General features: G+C 71.7%; 17 protein-coding genes. 7 read left to right on the forward strand and 10 right to left on the reverse strand.

All coding sequences use genetic code 11. The annotated features are described in order from the left end of the window. Positions 1–62: 62 nt before the first annotated feature. Together ACWD02_RS19750 and ACWD02_RS19755 are read right to left on the reverse strand one after the other, a co-directional pair. Positions 63–1,412 carry an NAD(P)/FAD-dependent oxidoreductase gene (locus ACWD02_RS19750; protein ID WP_451212144.1) on the reverse strand — a complete coding sequence of 450 codons (1,350 nt, stop codon included), beginning with the start codon at positions 1,410–1,412 and terminating at the stop codon, positions 63–65. 50 nt (positions 1,413–1,462) lie between these two features. Then, on the reverse strand, positions 1,463–1,732 hold the full coding sequence (locus ACWD02_RS19755) for an acyl carrier protein (protein ID WP_451212146.1): 270 nt from the start codon (positions 1,730–1,732) through the stop codon (positions 1,463–1,465). 204 nt (positions 1,733–1,936) lie between these two features. On the opposite strand from ACWD02_RS19755, the gene ACWD02_RS19760 reads away from it, so the two are divergent. Next, positions 1,937–2,788 (forward strand): 4'-phosphopantetheinyl transferase family protein, encoded by an 852-nt coding sequence (locus ACWD02_RS19760; RefSeq protein WP_451212149.1) that lies wholly within the window; start codon positions 1,937–1,939, stop codon positions 2,786–2,788. Then, the gene (locus tag ACWD02_RS19765) at positions 2,779–3,522 is read left to right on the forward strand and encodes a thioesterase II family protein (RefSeq protein WP_451212152.1); all 744 of its coding nucleotides are present in this window, start codon (positions 2,779–2,781) and stop codon (positions 3,520–3,522) included. Before ACWD02_RS19760 ends, ACWD02_RS19765 begins: the two co-directional genes overlap by 10 nt. A gap of 76 nt (positions 3,523–3,598) precedes the next feature. Here ACWD02_RS19765 and ACWD02_RS19770 read toward each other — a convergent pair whose 3' ends face one another. The 5 genes from ACWD02_RS19770 to ACWD02_RS19790 form a co-directional block, all read right to left on the reverse strand. Further along, the gene (locus tag ACWD02_RS19770) at positions 3,599–4,132 is read right to left on the reverse strand and encodes a flavin reductase family protein (RefSeq protein WP_365816185.1); all 534 of its coding nucleotides are present in this window, start codon (positions 4,130–4,132) and stop codon (positions 3,599–3,601) included. Positions 4,133–4,188: 56 nt separating this feature from the next. After that, positions 4,189–5,664, reverse strand: coding sequence for an amino acid adenylation domain-containing protein (locus tag ACWD02_RS19775; RefSeq protein ID WP_451212157.1), 1,476 nt, complete (start codon positions 5,662–5,664; stop codon positions 4,189–4,191). Continuing rightward, complete coding sequence (locus ACWD02_RS19780; RefSeq protein ID WP_451212160.1) at positions 5,661–6,800, reverse strand: acyl-CoA dehydrogenase family protein; 1,140 nt, start codon at positions 6,798–6,800, stop codon at positions 5,661–5,663. The genes ACWD02_RS19775 and ACWD02_RS19780 overlap by 4 nt, the downstream gene beginning before the upstream one ends. A gap of 93 nt (positions 6,801–6,893) precedes the next feature. Then, a complete protein-coding gene (locus tag ACWD02_RS19785) occupies positions 6,894–8,324 on the reverse strand; it encodes a citrate/2-methylcitrate synthase (protein WP_451212163.1) in 1,431 nt (476 codons plus the stop codon). 43 nt (positions 8,325–8,367) lie between these two features. After that, a complete protein-coding gene (locus ACWD02_RS19790; RefSeq protein ID WP_451212166.1) occupies positions 8,368–9,792 on the reverse strand; it encodes a cation:proton antiporter in 1,425 nt (474 codons plus the stop codon). A gap of 241 nt (positions 9,793–10,033) precedes the next feature. On the opposite strand from ACWD02_RS19790, the gene ccrA reads away from it, so the two are divergent. Genes ccrA through ACWD02_RS19815 form a run of 5 tightly spaced genes read left to right on the forward strand, consistent with a single transcriptional unit; the run spans position 10,034 to position 14,891 of the window. Then, positions 10,034–11,416, forward strand: a complete 1,383-nt coding sequence (gene ccrA / locus ACWD02_RS19795) for a crotonyl-CoA carboxylase/reductase (protein WP_451212169.1) — start codon at positions 10,034–10,036, stop codon at positions 11,414–11,416. Further along, positions 11,413–13,149, forward strand: a complete 1,737-nt coding sequence (locus tag ACWD02_RS19800) for a 3-hydroxyacyl-CoA dehydrogenase family protein (protein WP_451212172.1) — start codon at positions 11,413–11,415, stop codon at positions 13,147–13,149. Before ccrA ends, ACWD02_RS19800 begins: the two co-directional genes overlap by 4 nt. A gap of 36 nt (positions 13,150–13,185) precedes the next feature. Further along, entirely contained in the window at positions 13,186–13,386 is a 201-nt protein-coding gene (locus ACWD02_RS19805) for a hypothetical protein (protein ID WP_451212175.1), read from the forward strand. 20 nt (positions 13,387–13,406) lie between these two features. After that, positions 13,407–14,702: a glutamate-5-semialdehyde dehydrogenase gene (locus ACWD02_RS19810; RefSeq protein WP_451213313.1), complete on the forward strand. Its 1,296-nt coding sequence runs from the start codon at positions 13,407–13,409 to the stop codon at positions 14,700–14,702. Positions 14,703–14,720: 18 nt separating this feature from the next. Next, positions 14,721–14,891: a hypothetical protein gene (locus ACWD02_RS19815; protein WP_451212178.1), complete on the forward strand. Its 171-nt coding sequence runs from the start codon at positions 14,721–14,723 to the stop codon at positions 14,889–14,891. Between the two features lie 81 nt (positions 14,892–14,972). Here the strand turns inward: ACWD02_RS19815 and proB are convergent, their stop codons facing one another. From proB to ACWD02_RS19830, 3 genes are read right to left on the reverse strand one after another with little or no spacing between them, the layout of a single operon-like run. Continuing rightward, positions 14,973–16,142, reverse strand: coding sequence for a glutamate 5-kinase (proB, locus tag ACWD02_RS19820; protein ID WP_451212181.1), 1,170 nt, complete (start codon positions 16,140–16,142; stop codon positions 14,973–14,975). 29 nt (positions 16,143–16,171) lie between these two features. Next, complete coding sequence (locus tag ACWD02_RS19825) at positions 16,172–17,182, reverse strand: alpha/beta fold hydrolase (RefSeq protein WP_451212184.1); 1,011 nt, start codon at positions 17,180–17,182, stop codon at positions 16,172–16,174. After that, the gene (locus tag ACWD02_RS19830) at positions 17,179–17,721 is read right to left on the reverse strand and encodes a WhiB family transcriptional regulator (RefSeq protein WP_451212187.1); all 543 of its coding nucleotides are present in this window, start codon (positions 17,719–17,721) and stop codon (positions 17,179–17,181) included. The genes ACWD02_RS19825 and ACWD02_RS19830 overlap by 4 nt, the downstream gene beginning before the upstream one ends. Positions 17,722–18,268 lie beyond the last annotated feature (547 nt).

The raw sequence follows: 18,268 nt of genomic DNA on the forward strand, positions 1-18,268 counted from the left end.
CCGGGTGGCGCGAGTGGGTCCGCGCCACCCGGTCTGCGGCGGCTGTGCGGCGGCCGTGCGGTCTAGAACTTCGCGGCCGCCGTGGGCGCCTTGAGCTCCCCGAGATACTTGTGCCAGAGGTGGTTGGGATCGTTCTCCACCGCCGTGACGATCTCCCGCATGGCGGCGAGCGCCTTGGGCTCCCCGTCGTACACGTCGCCCTGGAGCATCTTCAGGACGTCCAGGCGGTAGCGGGGGTCCTGGACGAACGCCGTGAACAGGATGTTCAGGCGGTAGTAGATGGAGATGAACTCGTACCAGTTGTGCACGGCGCTGCGCAGGGTGTCGACGTACGTGTCGAAGCGCTTCCTGCGGAAGTCACCCGCCTCGTGCGCCGCGATGATGTCGTTGGCCGCCAGGCGCGCGCTGTTGAGGGCCACGCTGACACCGCTGGAGAAGATCGGGTCGACGAAGCGGGCCGCGTCACCGATCATGATGAGCGAGTCGTCGGCGATCTGCGTCAGCGCGTAGCTGTAGTCGCCCTCGGACTTGAACTCCTTGACGCGCTGGGCGTTCTTGAGCGCGTCGCACAGCGCGGGACGTGAACCGACGGTGTCCCAGAAGAAGGTCTCCAGGTCGTCCTTGGCCTCCTTGAAGCGGGACTTCTGGGTGACGACGCCGACGGAGGTGATGGTGTCGGTGATCGGGATCTGCCAGACCCAGGTGTCGGTCAGCGGCAGGAAGTGGATGAAGATGTAGTCCGACTGCTCCTTGTTGACCGCGAGTGCCTTGCGGTCGAAGTTGTCGAACCAGGTGTGCACCGCGTACTGGTTGAATACCGGGTCGGGCACCTTGACCTTGAGCTGGCTGCCCATCATGGTGCGCCGGCCGCTCGCGTCGACGACCATGCGGACGGGCACGCCGATCGGCTGGTTGCCGACCTTCGCCTGGATGACGGGGCGGTCGCGGTCGGAGAAGTCGACGCGGTTGACGCGGACCCCGTGGTAGACCTTCGCGCCCAGGCTCTCCGCGTGCTGCAACAGGATCTGGTCGAACTTCCCGCGGTCGACGTGGAAGGTGTAGTCGCGGTCGACGCCCGCCTGGTCGCGCTCGCTGAAGAGCACCTCGGCGGCCCGGAAGTCGTGGTCGAGGCCCTGAAAGCCCATGTGGTCGATGTCGCGGTCCTCGGCCGACGTCCAGGCGGCGCCGTACTTCTTGGGGAAGCCCGCCGCCTCGACCGCGTCTATCGCGCCGGTCTCGATGAGGACCGGTGTGGTGGCCGGCACCAGCGACTCACCGACGTGCTCGCGCGGGAAGGTCTCGGACTCGAAGACCACGACGGAAAGGCCCGCCTTGGCGAGGTAGGAAGCGGCGGTCGCGCCGGCCGGACCACCGCCGATGATGCCGATGTCGTAGTCGTAGTTTGCGGACAACTTGAGCTCCTCTTCAAGGGTTCGGTCGGTGTGCCGCGCCGTGGTCGCGGTCAGTGCACGGGTGAGCCGAGGGACAGCAGCAGGTCGGTGATGCTGTCGAGGTTCTGGAAGTTGGTCCCGGTCAGCTCGGTCGGCGGGATGTTCGTGCCCAGCTCGTCCCGGATGAAGGTGAGCAGCTGGGCGGTGTTGATCGAGGTGAGAATCCCCCACTCGAGCAGCGGGGTGTCCGGAGCTATGCCCTTGGGGTCCGGCTCGGACAGGAGCCGTTCCTGGATGAACTCGGTGAGTCGGCCGAGCAGTTCGTCACGGTCACTGGCCACGCCGTACCTCCTGAAGATGCTGATGACGGGCGGGACGCTCCGCTGCCGGGGAGGCACTTGGAGCCGCCGGGGGAACCCTGAGAAAGGAGTTCAACACTCGGGGAGTTCAACGCCCGGTGATTTCATTTCCTGATGAACTCTACTAGTGTTGAGCTCATCGTCAAGGGCCCAACACAAAGCAGTGGTCGCGTAGTTGGAGGCGCCATGAGCGGGGAACAGCACGGTCCACCCACCGGAGAAGCGCACGTCTGGGCGGTGCGCGAGCCGCCACCGGGCCCGGGGCGCAAGGCGGTGGTCGAACGCTGCCTCGCACTGCTCACGCCCGCGGAGCTCCGCCGCCACGAACGCGTCGTGCCGCCCCGGCAGGCCCTGCACGCCTGCGCGCATGCCGCACTGCGCACCGTCACCGCCGCGTACACCGGGCTGCGCGTACCGCACGTCGCCTTCACCACCGGCGAGTTCGGCAAGCCCTACGTGGCATCCGACCCGGGCCTGCGGGTCAGCCTCGCGCACACGGACGGCATGGCCCTGGTCGCGGTGACCCGGGACGGCCCCGTGGGCGTCGACGTCGAGCGCATCACCGCCTTGCACGACCCGGCGGGCATGCGGGACCAGGTCCTCTCGCCCTGGGAGGCGGCGCGCTGGCCACAGGCCGCCGAAGACGCCGCGCAGAGCGGCCTGTTCACCCACTGGACCTGCAAGGAAGCCGTTCTCAAGGCGATCGGCAGCGGCCTCGCGGGGGACCTGACGGCCGTCCAGGTGGCCCCCGGGGCGCGACGCTCCGGGCCCGTCCCCGTCCACGCGCTGCCCGCACAGGCGGCCACCCGCACCTGGGCGCTGCAACTGATCGACCTGGGGCCCGAGTTCAGGGCCGCCGTGGCCGTGGCGGACGGCGGCAGCCTCGTGCGCGCCTTCCACATGGCGCCCGGCAGCATCCCCAGCGTCCCGCCGGCTTTGCCCGCACCTCTCCCGCCGGTGATCCCCGAAGTCGCCGGGGCCCCCAAGGCCACCGGCCGCCAGACCGTTCCCGACCGTGGAGGTCCGTCATGCAGCTGAGCAGCCCCCGATCGCCCGCCCCCGCGTCCCCGGCGCCCCCGACCGCGTCGCCGGCCCTGATCTGCCTGCCCCACGCGGGCGGCGCCGCCCGCGTCTTCGCGAGCCTGCGGGCGGCTCTCCCGCACGTGGATTGCGCCCTGCTCGAGCTCCCCGGCCACGGCACCCGGATGCGCGAGGCGCCGCGGGACGACTTCGGCGCCGTACTCGACGACCTGGTCCGCACCTCGGCCCCGCACACGGGCGGCCGCTATGTCCTGCTCGGGCACAGCATGGGCGCGGCCCTCGCCCATGAACTCGCGCGCTACTGGGCCGCGTTGGGCAGGCCGCCGGTGGCCGTCATTCTGGCCGGACGCAACGGCCCCACCGCCCGGCGCATCCTGCCCGACATCCACCCGCTGGGGGCACAGGAGTTCCTGGACGCCGTCCGCCAACTCGGCGGCACCCCGCCGCAGGTGTTCGCCAACCCCGAGCTGGTGAAGCTGTTCGTCCCCATGCTCCGGGCCGACTTCACCATCTCGGAGACGTACGAGGCGCTGCCCGGCGCCCCGCTCGACTGCCCGCTGTGGGTGTGCGCGGGCCGCGACGATCCGATGGTCGACGACGCGGGACTGCACGACTGGGAGAACCACGGCACCGGCGAGGTGCGCACCGAGTGGCTCCCCGGCGGCCACTTCATCCTCGACACAACGGAGTTCCACGCGTACGTCGCCAAGGTCATCGCCGCCCTGCCATAGCGCTGAGACACGACCGAACGCCGTCGGCCTTCCCCGGTCAAGGGGAAGGCCGACGGCGTTCGGGCCACGCGGCGGGTCAGCTCGCGAGCCCCTGCGGCTGCACCTCGGAGAACTGCGTGCGCCAGTAGGCGAGGGGCGTCCGGGCAGCGCTGGCCTCGCCGTGCACCAGGCGGCCGATCAGGACCTGATGGTCGCCGGCGAGATGGCTGCTGGTCAGGATGCACTCGGCGAGCGCGACGGTGGAGCCGAGGAGCGGGGCGCCGGTGCGCTCGCCGGGCCGCCACGCGACGTCCGAGAACCGCTCGGGCACCGACGACGCGAACGTACGCGCCAGCGCCGTCATGTCGGCGGAGAGGAAGTTCACCGCGAACACCGAGCTCTGGTGGATGGCCTCCAGTGTCGCGCTCGGCGCCTTGACACAGACCAGGAGCAGCGGCGGCGACGCCGAGACGCTGCACACCGCGCTGCAGGTCAGCCCGCGCGGCTCCCCGTCGGCCGTCACGCTGGTGACCACGCTGACGCCGGTGGGCAGGGAACCCATCACGGAACGGAAGGTGTTCAGGTCGACCTGGTCCAACACGGTCTCGGTGACGTCCAGTTGATCGGGCATGTATGAATCCTCGTCTGTGAGTCCGAGGCGGCTCAGTCCGGCGGAGACCACCGGGGCTACCGCGCTTCGCTGTCGGCGAGAGCGGCGACCAGCGCCGGACGGTCCGTCTTCCCGTTCGCGGTCAGGGGGAGTTCGGGCACGACGTGCACGGCGTCGATCACCATGTAGAGGGGGAGCCGGGTGGCGCAGTCCCGCTTGAGTTCCAGGAGCCCGGGACGCTCGTCGCCCGACGCCACCACGAACGCGTGCAGCTTGGCGTCGAGGCCGGAGCCCACCACGGCACACGCGGCGGCTGCCACCGAGGGGGCGTCGGCGATCACCGCCTCGATGTCGCCGAGCTCGATGCGGTGCCCCCGCACCTTCACCATGTGGTCACGGCGCCCCACGTACTCCAGCATCCCGTCCGCGCCCATCCGCCCGATGTCACCGGTGAAGTAGGCGCCCTTCTGAGGCTCCTTGCCCCAGTAGCCGAGCATGACCGTCGGCCCGGTGACCACGATCTCCCCCTCGCGCGAGCGCGGCGGGTGCAGCCGGATCAGGTCACCGGAGACCGCGGTCCCGATGGGCAGCGGGCGGGTGCTGCCCAGGTCGCGGTCGGTGACCTCGTAGCTGGTGCAGACATTCGTCTCGGTCGGCCCGTACCAGTTGTACATCCGCACATCGGGCCAGGCCTTGCGCAGTTCGTGCACCTGCTGGATCGGGAACGGCTCACCGGCGAACACACACGCGCGCAGCGCCTTGGGCGGCTCGTCGGCGAGCAGGTCGCCGCGCTGCATCATCAGGGTCAGCGCGGAGGGCACCGAGTACCAGACGCTGATCTCCTCGCGGCGCAGGAGCGCGCCGAGCTGGACCGGGTCGTAGGCGAGTCCTTCGGGCACCAGGAACACCGAGGCGCCGGTGAGGAACGCGGCGTACAGATCGAAGACCGAGAGGTCGAAGTTGAACGGCGCGTGGTTGGAGAGCCGGTCGTCGGGGGTGACGCCGATCTCGGCGGCGGCCCAGCGGATGAAGGAGAGGGCGTTGCGGTGGCTGATGCAGACGCCCTTGGGTTCCCCGGTGGAGCCCGATGTGTAGAGGATGTAGGCCGGCTCGTCGGGCTCGTTCTCGTACGCCGCCGGGGCGTCGTCCGCGGCGGCCTCCTGCGCCAGGTCGGCGAAGGCGACCAGCGGCACCGACGCGGGCCAGTCGGTGGCGCCGGCGCGGCGCAGGCCGTCGCCGTCGGCCACCACCAGGGCGGGGGAGCAGCTGTCGGATATCCGCCGGACGCGCGCGGCGGGGTTGGCGGCGCTGACCGGGGCGTAGATCGCGCCGACGCGCAGCGCGCCCTGCATGAGGGCGATCGCCTCCAGGGTCTTGTGGCTCCACAGCACGACCCGGTCGCCGGGCCGCACCCCGCGCCGGTGCAGCGCGGCGGCGTACCGGTCGGCGAGGGCGTCCAGCTCCCGGTAACTGTGGACCCCTTGGGGGGACCGCACGGCCGGGGCCTCAGGGGTGCGGCGGGCGGAGTCGATGACGAGCTGGTGGAGCCTCACAGTCCTATCTCCTTCGCTATCAGTTGACGCTGGATGTCCGAGGTGCCGGAGAAGATCGTGCTGGGCACGGCGTCGCGCAGGGCCGCCTCGATGCCGTCCTCGCGGAGATAGCCGCGCCCGCCGAAGATCCGTACGGCGTCGGTGGCGGCGGCGAGCACGCCCTCGGACACCGCGAGCTTGGACAGCGCGATCGCCAGGACGGCCGGCCTGCCCTGGTCCATCTCCCAGCAGGCGCGGTACAGCAGGAGCCGGGCACTCTCCAGGGTCAGCTTCATGTCGGCGATCCGGTTGGATACCGACTGGAACTCGCCGATGCGCTTGCCGAACTGGCGCCGCTCGGTGGCGTGCCGCACGCAGCTCTCGACGAGCCGTTCGAGGAGCCCGATGTAGAGGGCGAAGAGGCAGGCCCGCTCCCAGCCCATGGAGTGCTGGAAGATCGCCGCGCCCTGGCCCACGCCACCGAGGACGTTCTCGTCGGGGACGAAGCACTCCTCGAAGGTGACCGCACCTGCCGGGCAGGAGTGCATGCCCATCTTCTCGTGCGGCTCACCCACGACGACGCCGGGCGTGTTCCGGTCGACGACGACGCCGGTCACGCCGAGAAAGCCCGCCTTGGGATTGACGGTCGCGTACGCCACGTACACATCGGCGGCCGGGCCGTTGCTGACGAAGCTCTTGGTGCCGTTGAGGACGAGGCCGCCGTCGACGGGGCGGGCGGTCGTGCCGAGCCTGGAGGAGTCCGATCCCGCGTCCGGTTCTGTCATCGCGTTGCCCGCGATCAGCCGCCCGGCGGCCAGCTCGGGAAGCAGCCGCTCCCGTACGGCGGCGCTGCCGAACTCCGCGATCGGCACCGCGCACGCGAAGGTGTGCGCGGCGGCGCCGAAGACCAGGCCGGTGTCCGCGCAGCCGCGCCCCACCGCCTCGACGACGCGCGCGGTGTCCAGGGCGCCGAGCCCCTGACCGCCGGCCTGCGTGGGCAGACAGGCGCCGAGCAGGCCGATCTCGCCGAGCCGCAGCCAGTCCTTGCGGGTGTAGAACCCGTGACCCGAACCGGGCCCGGTGGGGAAGGCGGCCCGGGTGGCCGCCAGCACCTCGTCGTAGCGGGCCTGTTGGCCCTCGTTCCAGCCGAACTCCACATCTGCTCCTGTCGTACGGGGAAGGCGCTCCCTCCCGCGTCGGGATCCGGGTGAGTGGTGCGTGCCGCGTGCCCTCAGGCAGGACCCGTGCCCTCAGGCAGGGCCGGGCAGGTGGCGCAGGTTCCGCGGGCCGACGTAACGCAGCCGCGGGTGGATGCGCCCCTGCTGGGCGCGCTGTTCCTCGACGTGCGCGAGCCAGCCGGGCACCCGGGCGGCGGCGAACATCGGGACGAAGAGGTCGGACGGCATGCCCAGGAGGTGGTAGATCGCGGCTGCGTAGCAGTCCACGGTCAGGTACGGGCGAGGTCCCTTGGATGGGTGCGCGGCGGCGCGTACCGCGTCAAGGACCTTCAGGACGTGGTCGCGGCCGGGGCTGGCCCGGAAGCCGCGGGCCGCCTCGCGCAGCGGTCCGACCCGGGGGTCCTCCATGGCGTACGGCACCGGTCGGGTGCGTACGGCGGCGGCCTGGTCGGCGCGGCCCCGCAGGTAGGCGGCGGCCGCGTCGGGGTTCTCCGTCTCCTGGGCCTGGTCGACCACTTGGTTCGCCGAGCCGCCGTGCAGCGGTCCGGTGAAGGTGGCGAGCGCCACGGTGATGGCGGCGAAGGTGTCGGCGCCGGTCCCCGCCGCGACCCGGGCGGCGAACGCCGAGGCGTTGCAGCCGTGTTCGGCCTGCAGGACCAGGCAGAGGTCGACCAGGCGGACGCGCTCCGGGTCGCGGGGCAGGTCCAGCATGTGGAGGATGTTCTCGGCGTGCGAGAGCTCGGGGTCGGGGCTGATCATCCGGCGGCCGGTGCGGGCGGCCTGCTGGATGGCGAATATGGTCGGGATGCGCGCGATCAGGCGTTCGCCCAGGCCGATGTGCGCGGCCGGGTCGGCGTCGGCCTCGGCGGCGACCGCGAGCGCGGAGACCGCCGTGCGCAGCACCGACGACGTACTGCATCCGGCGTTGAGCACGAGGTTGGTGGCCACCATCGACGGCAGCTCACGGGCCGCGGCGAGCCTGGCCCTGAAGACGCGCAGCTCGTCGGGGTCGGGCAGCCAGCCGCGGATCAGCAGGTGGACGACTCCCTCGAAGGTCACCCGGCCCGCCAGTTCCTCGATGGGATAGCCGCGGTAGGCGAGCCTGCCGCGGTCGGGGTCCACCTCGGAGATGCCGGTCTCGCCGACGATCATGTCCGCCACGTCCGGCACGGCGGGCGACTGCTCGGGGTCGGGGCGCTGCATGCGGGGCAGCGCGGGCGCCACGGCCGACGCGTCCTGCGGGATGTCGATCTCCGCGAGTTCGTCGGACGTGGAGAGCTCGGCGAGGCGTTCGTCGTAGAACGCGCGGAGCTGGCCCACGGACTCGATGTGCTCGATCAAGCCGTTGTCGAGTGTGGTGCCGAGCTCGTGCTCCAGATGGACCTGGAGCTCGACGGCCGTGAGGTTGTCCCAGCTGGCCACCGCGCGGAGCCGCAGTTCGTCGCCGATGTGTTCCGACGGCATGTCGAAGACCCGGGAGAGCGTGCTGATGACGGGATGCACGTGGGGCATCTCCTTCTCTGTCGTCGTACCGAGCCGGCGGCTGCTATCCCGCCATGTCCGGTGCGTGGTCGTCGGCCGGTTCGGGAAGCCGCACCACGGCGGGGGTGGTGTCGCGGGCGGTCACGCTCTCGCGGGCGCTCGACGCGTCGCGCGCGGCGGGCTGCTCGCGCAGCGGCGCGGACGGGCGGGGCGAACCCGTGCCGCGTCGGGTCACGAGGTCCATCCGGGTGCGCGGCAGCAGGTAGGGCAGCGCGGGGCCGGTCATGGCGGTCGTGATGAGCGCCATCAGGACCATCTCGGTGAAGAGGGTCTGGTCGAGGACCCCGAGGTTGAGACCGATGCCGAGGATGATCAGCTCGGTCAGACCACGGGTGTTCATCAGGGCGCCGACGCCGAGCGACTCCCGCCAGCTGAGCCCGAAGGAGCGGGCGGGCAGCGAGGCGCCGACCAGTTTGCCCACGATGGCGGCGGACAGGATCAGGGCCAGCTCGCCCCAGGCGGTGGCGGACATGCCGGCGATGTCGACGGAGAGCCCGGTGATGATGAAGTACACGGGCAGCATCAGTTCCCCCGCGTGCTGCAGCGGCCGGAGCATCTTCTCCTCGAGGAGCTCGCTCGGCTTGCGGGGCATGACCAGGCCGAAGGCGAAGGCACCGAAGATCGGGTGGATGCCGATGTTCGACGTGACGTACGCGGAGAGCAGCAACCCCGCGGTGACGAGGGCGGCGAGGTAGGTGCCGCTGCCGCGCCGGGACATCCACGCGACGGCGCGGATCAGGGCCGGGCGGACGACGACGATCATCGCGGCGCCGTAACCGGCGGACATCCAGAGGGTGTTGGTGAAGCCGGTGGGCCCGGAGGCGGTGACGATCGCGACCACTCCGGCCAGCACGCACCAGGCGATGACGTCGCCGAACGCGGCGCTGGTGAGCGCGAGTGCGCCGACCTTGGTGCGGGAGAGGTGATTGTCCTTGAGGATGCGGGCGAGCACCGGGAAGGCGGTGATCGACATGCTGACGCCGAGGAACAGGGCGAAGGAGAAGAAGTCGATCTTCTCGCCGTTCACCACCGAGTGGTTCTGGTAGATGACCCACGCGATCGACATGCCCAGGGCCAGCGGGACGAGGATGCTGCCCGCGGTCACCCCGGCGACCGACCGCTTGCGCCGTCGCATCGTCGCCCAGTCCAGCTCCCAGCCCACGGTGAACATGAAGAGCAGCAGGCCGATCTGCGCGACCATCGAGAGCAAGGGGCGTACGTCGTCCGGGAACAGACGGTGCGTCAGGTCACCGGGCAGCAGCCCGAGCAGGCTCGGGCCGAGCAGGATGCCCGCTGTGATCTCGCCGATGACGGCGGGCTGGTGAAACCGCCGTGCCAGGCGTGCCAGCAGTGCGCCGACGGTCAGGATGACCGCGATGCCGGCGAAAGCGGTGGCCTGTAAGTCTTCCAGCTCGTGTGGAGTGGGCACAGTGTCACCTAATTCATTCGTCGCTGAAGTCAACTGGCGATGAGTTTTGCACGCCGGTGTCGGGCGCTGCAAGGGGGAACTGGCCTTGCTTGACCCGTTCTTGGGTCGCTGCGAGCGGTCCGCGCCCCGGTGTTTCCGGGCCCCTGTGGGGGCTTGCTGGGGTGCTCGGTCCATGCAAAACTCATCGCCAGTTGAGTTCACTGTTTGGTGAGTTTCCCTGTTCGGAAGGCGGTGCGTGACCATGCGCGAACTGGTGGAGGCGATCGAGGCCCCGGACTCGGTGCCGGCCGATGTGGCGGCCCTCAGGATTCCCGACTCCTATCGCGCCGCCGTCCTGCGCAAGGAGGAGGCCGCCATGTTCGAGGGCGTCGCCCTGCGGGACAGGGCCCCGGCCGACTCCCTGCACATCCAGGAGGTGCCGACCCCCGAGCCCGGCCCCGGCGAGGTCCTGGTGGCGGTGATGGCGAGCGCGGTGAACTACAACACCGTGTGGAGCGCCCTCTTCTCGCCCGTACCGACCTTCGCGTTCCTGGAGCGGTACGGCAGGCTCGGCGGGCTCGCGGCACGCCACGACCTGCCGTACCACATCATCGGCTCCGACCTGGCGGGCGTGGTCCTCAAGTCCGGCCCAGGGGTGCGGCGTTGGCACGCGGGCGACGGGGTGGTCGCCCACTGCGTGTCCGTCGAACTCGAAGGCGCGGAAGGGCACGGCGACGCGATGCTCGATCCCGAGCAGCGCATCTGGGGATTCGAGACGAACTACGGCGGCCTCGCCGAACTCTCCCTGGTCAAGGCCAGCCAGCTCCTGCCCAAGGCCGAGCACCTCACCTGGGAGGAGGCGGCCTCGCCCGGCCTGGTCAACTCCACCGCCTACCGCCAGCTCGTCACCGGCAACGGCGCCGGCATGAAGCAGGGCGACAACGTCCTCATCTGGGGCGCCGCCGGCGGACTCGGCTCGTACGCGACCCAGCTCGCCCTGGCCGGCGGCGCCACGCCCATCTGCGTCGTGTCCTCGCCCGAGAAGGCCGAACTGGCCCGCCGTATGGGCGCCGAGCTCGTCATCGACCGCGCCGAGGAGGGCTACCGCTTCTGGCGCGACGAACGCACCCAGGACCGCAAGGAGTGGCGCAGGCTCGGCGAGCGAATACGGGAGCTGACCGGGGGAGAGGACGCCGACATCGTCTTCGAGCACCCGGGGCGCGAGACCTTCGGGGCGAGCGTGTACGTCGCGCGCAAGGGCGGCACCATCGTCACCTGCGCGTCCACCGCGGGCTACAACCACGAGTACGACAACCGCTACCTGTGGATGTCCCTGAAGCGGATCGTCGGCTCGCACTGCGCCCACTACCGCGAGGCATGGGAGGCCAACCGCCTCATCGCCAAGGGCAAGATCCACCCCACCCTCTCGCGGACCTACGCCCTCGACGAGGTCGGTGACGCCGTGGAGTCCCTGCACCGCAACGAACACCACGGCAAGGTCGGCGTGCGCTGCCTCGCACCCGCCGAAGGGCTCGGTGTCACGGCCCCCGAATTCCGCGCCCGCCACGAGACGGCCATCAACCGCTTCCGGGCCGCGCCTCCCGCACAGCCCCAACTCCCCTCCCTGGAAGGGGCGGCGGCATGAACGACGACCACGGAACACTCGCGGTGGTGGGTCTGGGGAGCATCGGCTCCGCGCTCGCCCGCAGGGCCGCGCTCGGCGGTCTTGACGTGATCGTCGTCGACAAGGACGCGCCGACCACGCGCGACCGGGCCGCCGCACTCTTCGGGGCGGGCCTCGCGGACGGGACGGTCACCGCCGAGCAGGCCCGCGAGGCCGGTGGGCGGATCCGCTGTGCCGAACGCTGGGAGGAGCTCGCCGGGGCGGCCACGGTCGTCGAGGCGGTGCCCGAGCGACGTACCGCCAAGGTGGACGTCCTGCGCGCCGTGGCCCGGGTCTGCCCGCCCGGCACGGTCATCGCCAGTACGGCCGCCGCACTCTCGCTCACCGACCTCGCGGCGGCCTGCGGCCGCCCCGGACGGCTGGTCGGCCTCCAACTCCCGCTGCCCACCGCGCAGATCGCCGAGGTCGGCCGCACGGTGATGGCGGACCATGACGCCCTCCGCCAGGTCGAAGACCTCGTGGAGCGGCTCGGCCTCCGGGCGGTCGGCGTCGGCGACCGGGCCGGACTGATCTCGTCGGCGTTGCTCTTCGGCCATCTCAACCAGGCCGTCACCATGTACGACCAGCAGGTCGCGAGCCGGGACGACATCGACGCCGCGATGCGGTTCGGCTGCGGACTGCCGCTCGGGCCGCTGCAACTGCTCGACGTCATCGGCACGGACACCGCCTGCGACATCCTCACCGTGCTCGCCGAACGGTGGGACGAGCCCGCGCTGCGGCCCGCGCGCCGCCTGCGGCACATGGTCCTGGCCGGACTGCTCGGCCACAAGTCGGGGCGCGGCTTCTACGACTACCAAGGGACCGAAGAGGCTCCTCCCGCGCCCGGGACACCCTCCGGTTCGCCCGCCGTCCGCACGGTCGGGGTCGTCGGGTCGGGCACCATGGCCGCCGGGATCGCCGAGGTCTTCGCACTCGCCGGGTGCCCCACCGTGCTGGTCGGCCGCACCGACGACCGCGCCAAGTCGGCGTGGCAGGCGGTGTCCCGCTCGACGGGACGCTCCCTGAAGCGCGGCAGGCTCGACGAGGCGACGCGCGACGCCGCCCTCGGCCGCCTGACCCCCAGCAGCGATCTGACGGAACTCGCCGACTGCGACCTGGTGATCGAGGCCGTCGCGGAGGACCTCGCCGTCAAGAAGCAACTCTTCCGCGAGCTGGGCCAGGTCTGCCGGCCGGGCGCGCTGCTCGCCACCACCACGTCGAGCCTGCCCGTGATCGAGTGCGGACTCGCGTCGGGCCGCCCCGCCGACGTGCTCGGACTGCACTTCTTCAACCCGGCGCCCGTGATGCGCCTCGTCGAGGTGATCGGCTCCCTGGAGACCGCGCCCGAGAACGTGGCGGCCGCCCGCGAGCTGTGCCGCACGCTCGGCAAGCATCCGGTGCGCTGCACGGACCGGCCGGGCTTCATCGTCAACGCCCTGCTCTTTCCCTACCTCAACAGTGCGGTGCGGCTCGCGGAGAGCCACTACGCCACCGTCGACGACATCGACGCCGTCATGAAGCTGGGCTTCGGCTATCCGCTCGGCCCCTTCGAACTCCTCGACGTCATCGGCCTCGACATCTCGCTGAGCATCCAGCACATCCTGCACGCCGCCGACGGCAGCCCCGCGACCGCGCCCGCGCCGCTCATGGAGCACCTGGTCGCCGCGGGCCGGGCCGGGCGCAAGGCGGGGGCGGGGTTCCGGGTCCATGGGTGAGGCGCTGACCGCAGCGGGCGTGACGGAAGGAATCGGATGGACGACGACATGAGTGCCGAGCCGGGCGCCGAGTGGCGGCGGGACCACCGCAGGGCCGAGATCGAGATCGGCGTCGACGCCATCGCGCGCGCCATGCTGGCCGAGCTCACCGGGTGGCCCGACCTGGATCCCTTCGTACGAGGTCTCTGCGAGGCCCCCGAAGCGGGGCAGCCGCTGCGAGAGGGGGCGATCCGATGAGCACCTCGACACCAGCGGTGATGGGCACCTCGAGGCCAGTGGCCACGAGCGCTGTCCGGGAGGCCGCGGTGGCGGCCAGGGTCGCCGCCGCCCGGCTCGCCACCACGACCGGGGCCCAGCGGAACTCCGCGCTCCGCGCGATCGCGCGGGCCCTCACCGACCGGGCGCCGGAGATCCTGGCCGCGAACGAGCGGGACATGGACGATGCCCGCGCGGCCGGGCGCCCCCAGGCGGTCCTCGACCGGCTCGGGGTCCGTGACGGTCAGCTCGCCGGCCTCACGGACATGACACGTGACGTGGCCGCCATGGCCGACCCGGTCGGTACGGTCACGAGTGGCTCCGTCCTGCCCAACGGCCTGGAGGTACGTCAGATCAGGGTGCCCCTCGGCGTCGTCGGCATGATCTACGAGGGCCGACCCAACGTCACCGTCGACGCCGCCGTGCTCTGCCTCAAGAGCGGCAACGCGGCCCTGCTGCGCGGCTCTTCGGCCGCCCGGCACACCAACGCTGCACTGATCTCCGTGATCCGGGACGCGGTGGCGGGCACGGCGGTGCCGGTCGATGCCGTACAAGGAGTACCCGGCGACACGCATGATTCCGTAAGGGAACTCATGTCGCTGCGGGGCCTGGTGGACGTACTGATACCGCGGGGCGGCCGGGAGCTGATCGAGACCACCGTGCGCGAGGCGGCGGTCCCGGTGATCGAGACGGGCGTGGGGAACTGTCATGTCTACGTCGACGAACACACCGACATGGACCGGGCGTTGCGCATCCTGATCAACGCGAAGACGCAGCGGCCGTCCGTCTGCAACGCGGCCGAGACGCTGCTCGTGCATGAGGCCGTGGCGCCCTTCTTCCTGCCGCGTGCGCTCCAGGAGCTCGCGCGGCACGGCGTCACCGTGCACGCTGACGCCCGTGTCCTCGCCGCGGCAGCCACCGTTCCGTCCGCTCCGGGCGGGCCGGCGGTGGTCGCGGCCACGGAGGAGGACTGGGACCGCGAGTACCTCGCGGCGGACATCGCGGTCGCCGTGGTCGACTCGCTGGACTCGGCGGTCGAGCACATCCGCCGCCACGGCACCGGGCACACCGAGGCGATCGTCACCGAATCCCAGTCGGCGGCGCGCCGGTTCGTCCTCGCCCTGGACACCGCGGTCGTCGCCGTCAACGCGTCGACCAGGTTCGCGGACGGCGGGGAACTGGGGCTCGGGACCGAACTCGGCATCTCCACACAGAAGTTGCACGCGCGGGGCCCGATGGGCGTGACCGCGCTGACGACCACGAAGTACGTCCTGGTGGGCGACGGTCAGATCCGGTAGTTCAAGGAGGAACGGGCCATGCATGTACGCATCATCACCGCCACGGAACCTTCCGGAAGGTTCCTGTACGAGGACAGCCGGCCAAGGGACCGCTTCCCCCGCACCACCGCCCCCGTGCCGCCCTGGCTCGGCCTGGCAGGCGCAGAGGACGACCCGACGGAGCCCCACATCGTGCGGGGCATCGACTGACGGGCCACGCGATCCGCACACCGAAGGCGCCCACGCGAGAGGATCGCGGGGGCGCCTTCCTGCGTCGCCGTCACGCGCGCCTCAGCGCAATGCCTCCGTCGCCCGCTCGGCGGCCGGCCGCACCCGGATGGTGATACGGCGTGGTGCCGGGGGTTGCCGCGGAAGAGGCGGCAGGGCCGAGGGGCCCGGGAGCAGCAGGACGAGGTCGTCCAGGCTCACCAGTTCCGTCTCCGAGTGGCCCAGGAGCGGGGGGAGTTCACGGGCGTCCAGGTTGACCAGACCCCGCGCGACGACCTGCCCGGCCGGGGAGATCAGCTCCACGGGATCGCCCGCGGCGAAGTCGCCGTCGGCGTACGTCACGCCGGTGGCGAGGACGGGGCCCGCCCGGCCCACGAGAGCCTTGGCGGCGGACGCGTGCAGGTGCAGGGCCCCGCGCGGGCTGCTCGCATGCTCCAGCCAGAGCAGATGGTCGGCGGCGCGCGCGCCCGTGCGGTGGAAGTAGGTTCCCGTGTCCCGGCCTGCCAGCGCGTCCGCCGCGTGCCGGGCAGCGGTGAGGACCACCGGAATACCCGCGTCGGTGGCGATGCGCGCCGCCTCGACCTTGGTGACCATGCCACCGGTGCCGACGCCGGCGCTCCCGGTGCTGCCGATCTCCACGCCTGCCAGGTCATGGGGGCCGTGGATCTCGCTGATGCGGCGCGACCCCGGCCGGTCCGGTACGCCGTCGTACAGGCCGTCCACGTCGGAGAGCAGGACGAGCGCGTCGGCCCGCACCAGATGCGCGACGAGCGCCGCGAGCCGGTCGTTGTCGCCGAACTTGATCTCGGCGGTGGCCACGGTGTCGTTCTCGTTGACCACCGGCAGCGCGCCCATGGCGAGCACCTGCTCCAGCGTGCGGTACGCGTTGCGGTAGTGCGCCCGGCGGCTCACGTCCTCCGCGGTGAGCAGCACCTGCCCGACCCGCACCCCGTACCGCGCGAACGAGGCGGTGTACCGGGCGACGAGCAGCCCCTGCCCCACACAGGCGGCCGCCTGCTGCCGCGCCAGGTCGCGCGGACGGGCCGCGAGGCCCAGCGGGGCGAGACCGGCCGCGATGGCGCCGGAGGAGACGAGCACGACCTCGACGCCGGCCGCCTTCGCACGAGCAAGGACATCCACGAGCGCGTCGACGCGATCGGAGTCGAGCCCTCCGGCAGCCGTGGTGAGCGAGGACGAGCCGACCTTGACCACGATGCGTCGGGCGGCGAGCACGTCGGTCCTCGGCCCGCGGGCCGAACCCGTCACCGGAGCGCCGCAGTCGACATGCCACTGCCCCCGGGGAGCCCGTGCGCCCCTTCGCGGAGCAACGCGTGCACCGTCTCCACCACCAGGACGGGCTGCTCGTAGGGAAGGTCGTGGCCGTGACCCGGCACCGTCTGCAGGGTCGCGCCGGGTATCTCCGCGGTGAGGGCCCGCGCCTGTTCGGGCGGTGTGTAGCGGTCGAGTTCGCCCACCAGGACGCGGGTGGGGACGTTGCCCAGGGCGCGGACGCGGCCCGCGCAGTCGTGCGAGGTCAGGGCCGAGTAGAACTCGGCGATCGCCAGGACGGGCACGTCACGGAAGGCGCGCGCGTTGGCGCGGACCGCCTCGGTGGCCGGCCCGGGGCCGAAGACCGCGCGCCACAGCGGCGCCGTGGTCGGGTGGGAGAGCGGACCGGTCAGGAGGCGGTGGGCGGTCCGCGCCGCGCGGGGCGAACGCAGCAGACGGTCGGCGACCTTCTGCTGGGTCCGTGCGCGGCGCCGGGACCCGGGCGCGCCCGTCGGGTCCGGCCGGTCGTTCAGGGCGCTCAGCGTCGCACCGACCTCGTTGAGCGAGGTGGAGATCAGGCCCACGCCCGCCACCTCCGTGCCGAACAGGCCGGGCTGCCGCGCGGCCAGTTCCTGGATGGCCATGCCGCCCATGGAGTGGCCGATCAGGATCACGGGCCTGCCGTCACGCGCCGCGTCGGCGAGGACCAGGGCCAGGTCGGCGCAGAGCAGCTCCATGTCGAGGACGGCACTGCCCCGCGTCGAACGGCCGTGCCCGCGCTGGTCGAAGCTGATGGCGCGCAGGGCCGGGAAGCCGGGGCGCGGCCGGGTCAACGCGTCGATGTGCGGACGCCAGTCGAGGGCGGACATCGTCCAGCCGTGGCAGAGGAGCACGCCGAGCGGGGCATCGGGGTCACCATGCGTGGAGACGGCGAGCTCGGCCCCGTCAGGCGTGCCCAGCACATGAACCTGGTGGCGCGGCTCGGCCGGCGCTGCGGTGCTCATGACGCCTCCTCGCGCTCGGCGGTGAGCGCCGGGGCCGGCTCGGCGGGCCGCGGAGCGGCCGCGAAGTCGCAGCCGCAGGCGGAGGCGAACTCGGCCGTGCGCCACGCGTGCTGGACCTGCCCGAAGGTCATGCCGAGAGCCGAGGCGATACGCGTCTGGCCCCACCCCCGGCGGCGCAGGAACCACACGTAGGCCGAGCGCTCCTGGGGGCGCGGCTTGCTCCGCCTGCCGCCGCTCTCCAGGAACCGGTGGAGGTTCCCGCTGATCGCTGCGACCGTGCCGGCCACACGCCGCAGCTCCCGGCGCTCCCGGACGGTGAGCCCGCCCCAGATGCCGGCGCTCTCCTCGTGCGCGAGCGCTTCGCTCAGGCAGTCGGCGGCCACCGGACAGCTCGCGCAGAGCCGTTTGGCGGCCGCCTCCAACTCCGTGTCGTCCGGGCTCCTCCCCGACGGGAAGAAGGTGTCCGGATCACAGTCACGGCAGGCCGCCCGCTCCACCCAGGGTGCCCCGAGTGTGTGCTGATTCGCTGGTGCGTACATGTCGGTCGGCCCTTCCTTCGCTTCATCGCGGCCCCGAACCGATGCGGAACCGCCCCCTCAATGACCTGAAGACGACCATGGCGAGCGGCATCGCCCGCGGCGTGCCGCGGACGTGGTGATGCCGTCCCACTGCTGTCGAGAATAAAGTCAACGGACAATGATTTCAATGGGTGTTGAGCTCATTTGGAATGGCCGGAAGGCGGCGCCGCGGACGCGTGGTTCCTGCATGAACCCGCCCCGGCGGCCGCGCCGGCGGGTGATGTCCCAGGTGAGCGGCCCCGGCCTGCCGGGCGCCGGGGCCGTGACCGCGAGGTGGTCGTGGCGCGCCCATTCTGTGGATTCCTCGCGTGTTGAAATCAAGTCTTGCTGGAGCCAACTCGTGTGGCGTACGGTCCCCATGGCTCAAACCACACGGACCCGAATCGGTCCCGGGGGAGTGCCGACGGACGTGCCCGGGCTGTGCCCCGGCACCGGCCGACGTACCCCCCAGCACCAGGCAGCCCAGATCCACGCTCTTGAACGCCACGCGCCATCGAGCTCGACGTTC

This window comes from Streptomyces sp. NPDC002853 (genome assembly GCF_053591915.1).

Excerpts from the sequence above, each read along its gene's own strand:
- ACWD02_RS19760 (WP_451212149.1), top strand. The coding sequence starts at position 1,937 with ATGAGCGGGGAACAGCACGGTCCACCCACCGGAGAAGCGCACGTCTGG.
- ACWD02_RS19765 (WP_451212152.1), top strand. The coding sequence starts at position 2,779 with ATGCAGCTGAGCAGCCCCCGATCGCCCGCCCCCGCGTCCCCGGCGCCC.
- ACWD02_RS19770 (WP_365816185.1), bottom strand. The coding sequence starts at position 4,132 with ATGCCCGATCAACTGGACGTCACCGAGACCGTGTTGGACCAGGTCGAC.
- ccrA (WP_451212169.1), top strand. The coding sequence starts at position 10,034 with ATGCGCGAACTGGTGGAGGCGATCGAGGCCCCGGACTCGGTGCCGGCC.
- ACWD02_RS19800 (WP_451212172.1), top strand. The coding sequence starts at position 11,413 with ATGAACGACGACCACGGAACACTCGCGGTGGTGGGTCTGGGGAGCATC.
- ACWD02_RS19805 (WP_451212175.1), top strand. The coding sequence starts at position 13,186 with ATGGACGACGACATGAGTGCCGAGCCGGGCGCCGAGTGGCGGCGGGAC.
- ACWD02_RS19810 (WP_451213313.1), top strand. The coding sequence starts at position 13,407 with ATGGGCACCTCGAGGCCAGTGGCCACGAGCGCTGTCCGGGAGGCCGCG.
- ACWD02_RS19815 (WP_451212178.1), top strand. The coding sequence starts at position 14,721 with ATGCATGTACGCATCATCACCGCCACGGAACCTTCCGGAAGGTTCCTG.
- ACWD02_RS19825 (WP_451212184.1), bottom strand. The coding sequence starts at position 17,182 with ATGAGCACCGCAGCGCCGGCCGAGCCGCGCCACCAGGTTCATGTGCTG.
- ACWD02_RS19830 (WP_451212187.1), bottom strand. The coding sequence starts at position 17,721 with ATGTACGCACCAGCGAATCAGCACACACTCGGGGCACCCTGGGTGGAG.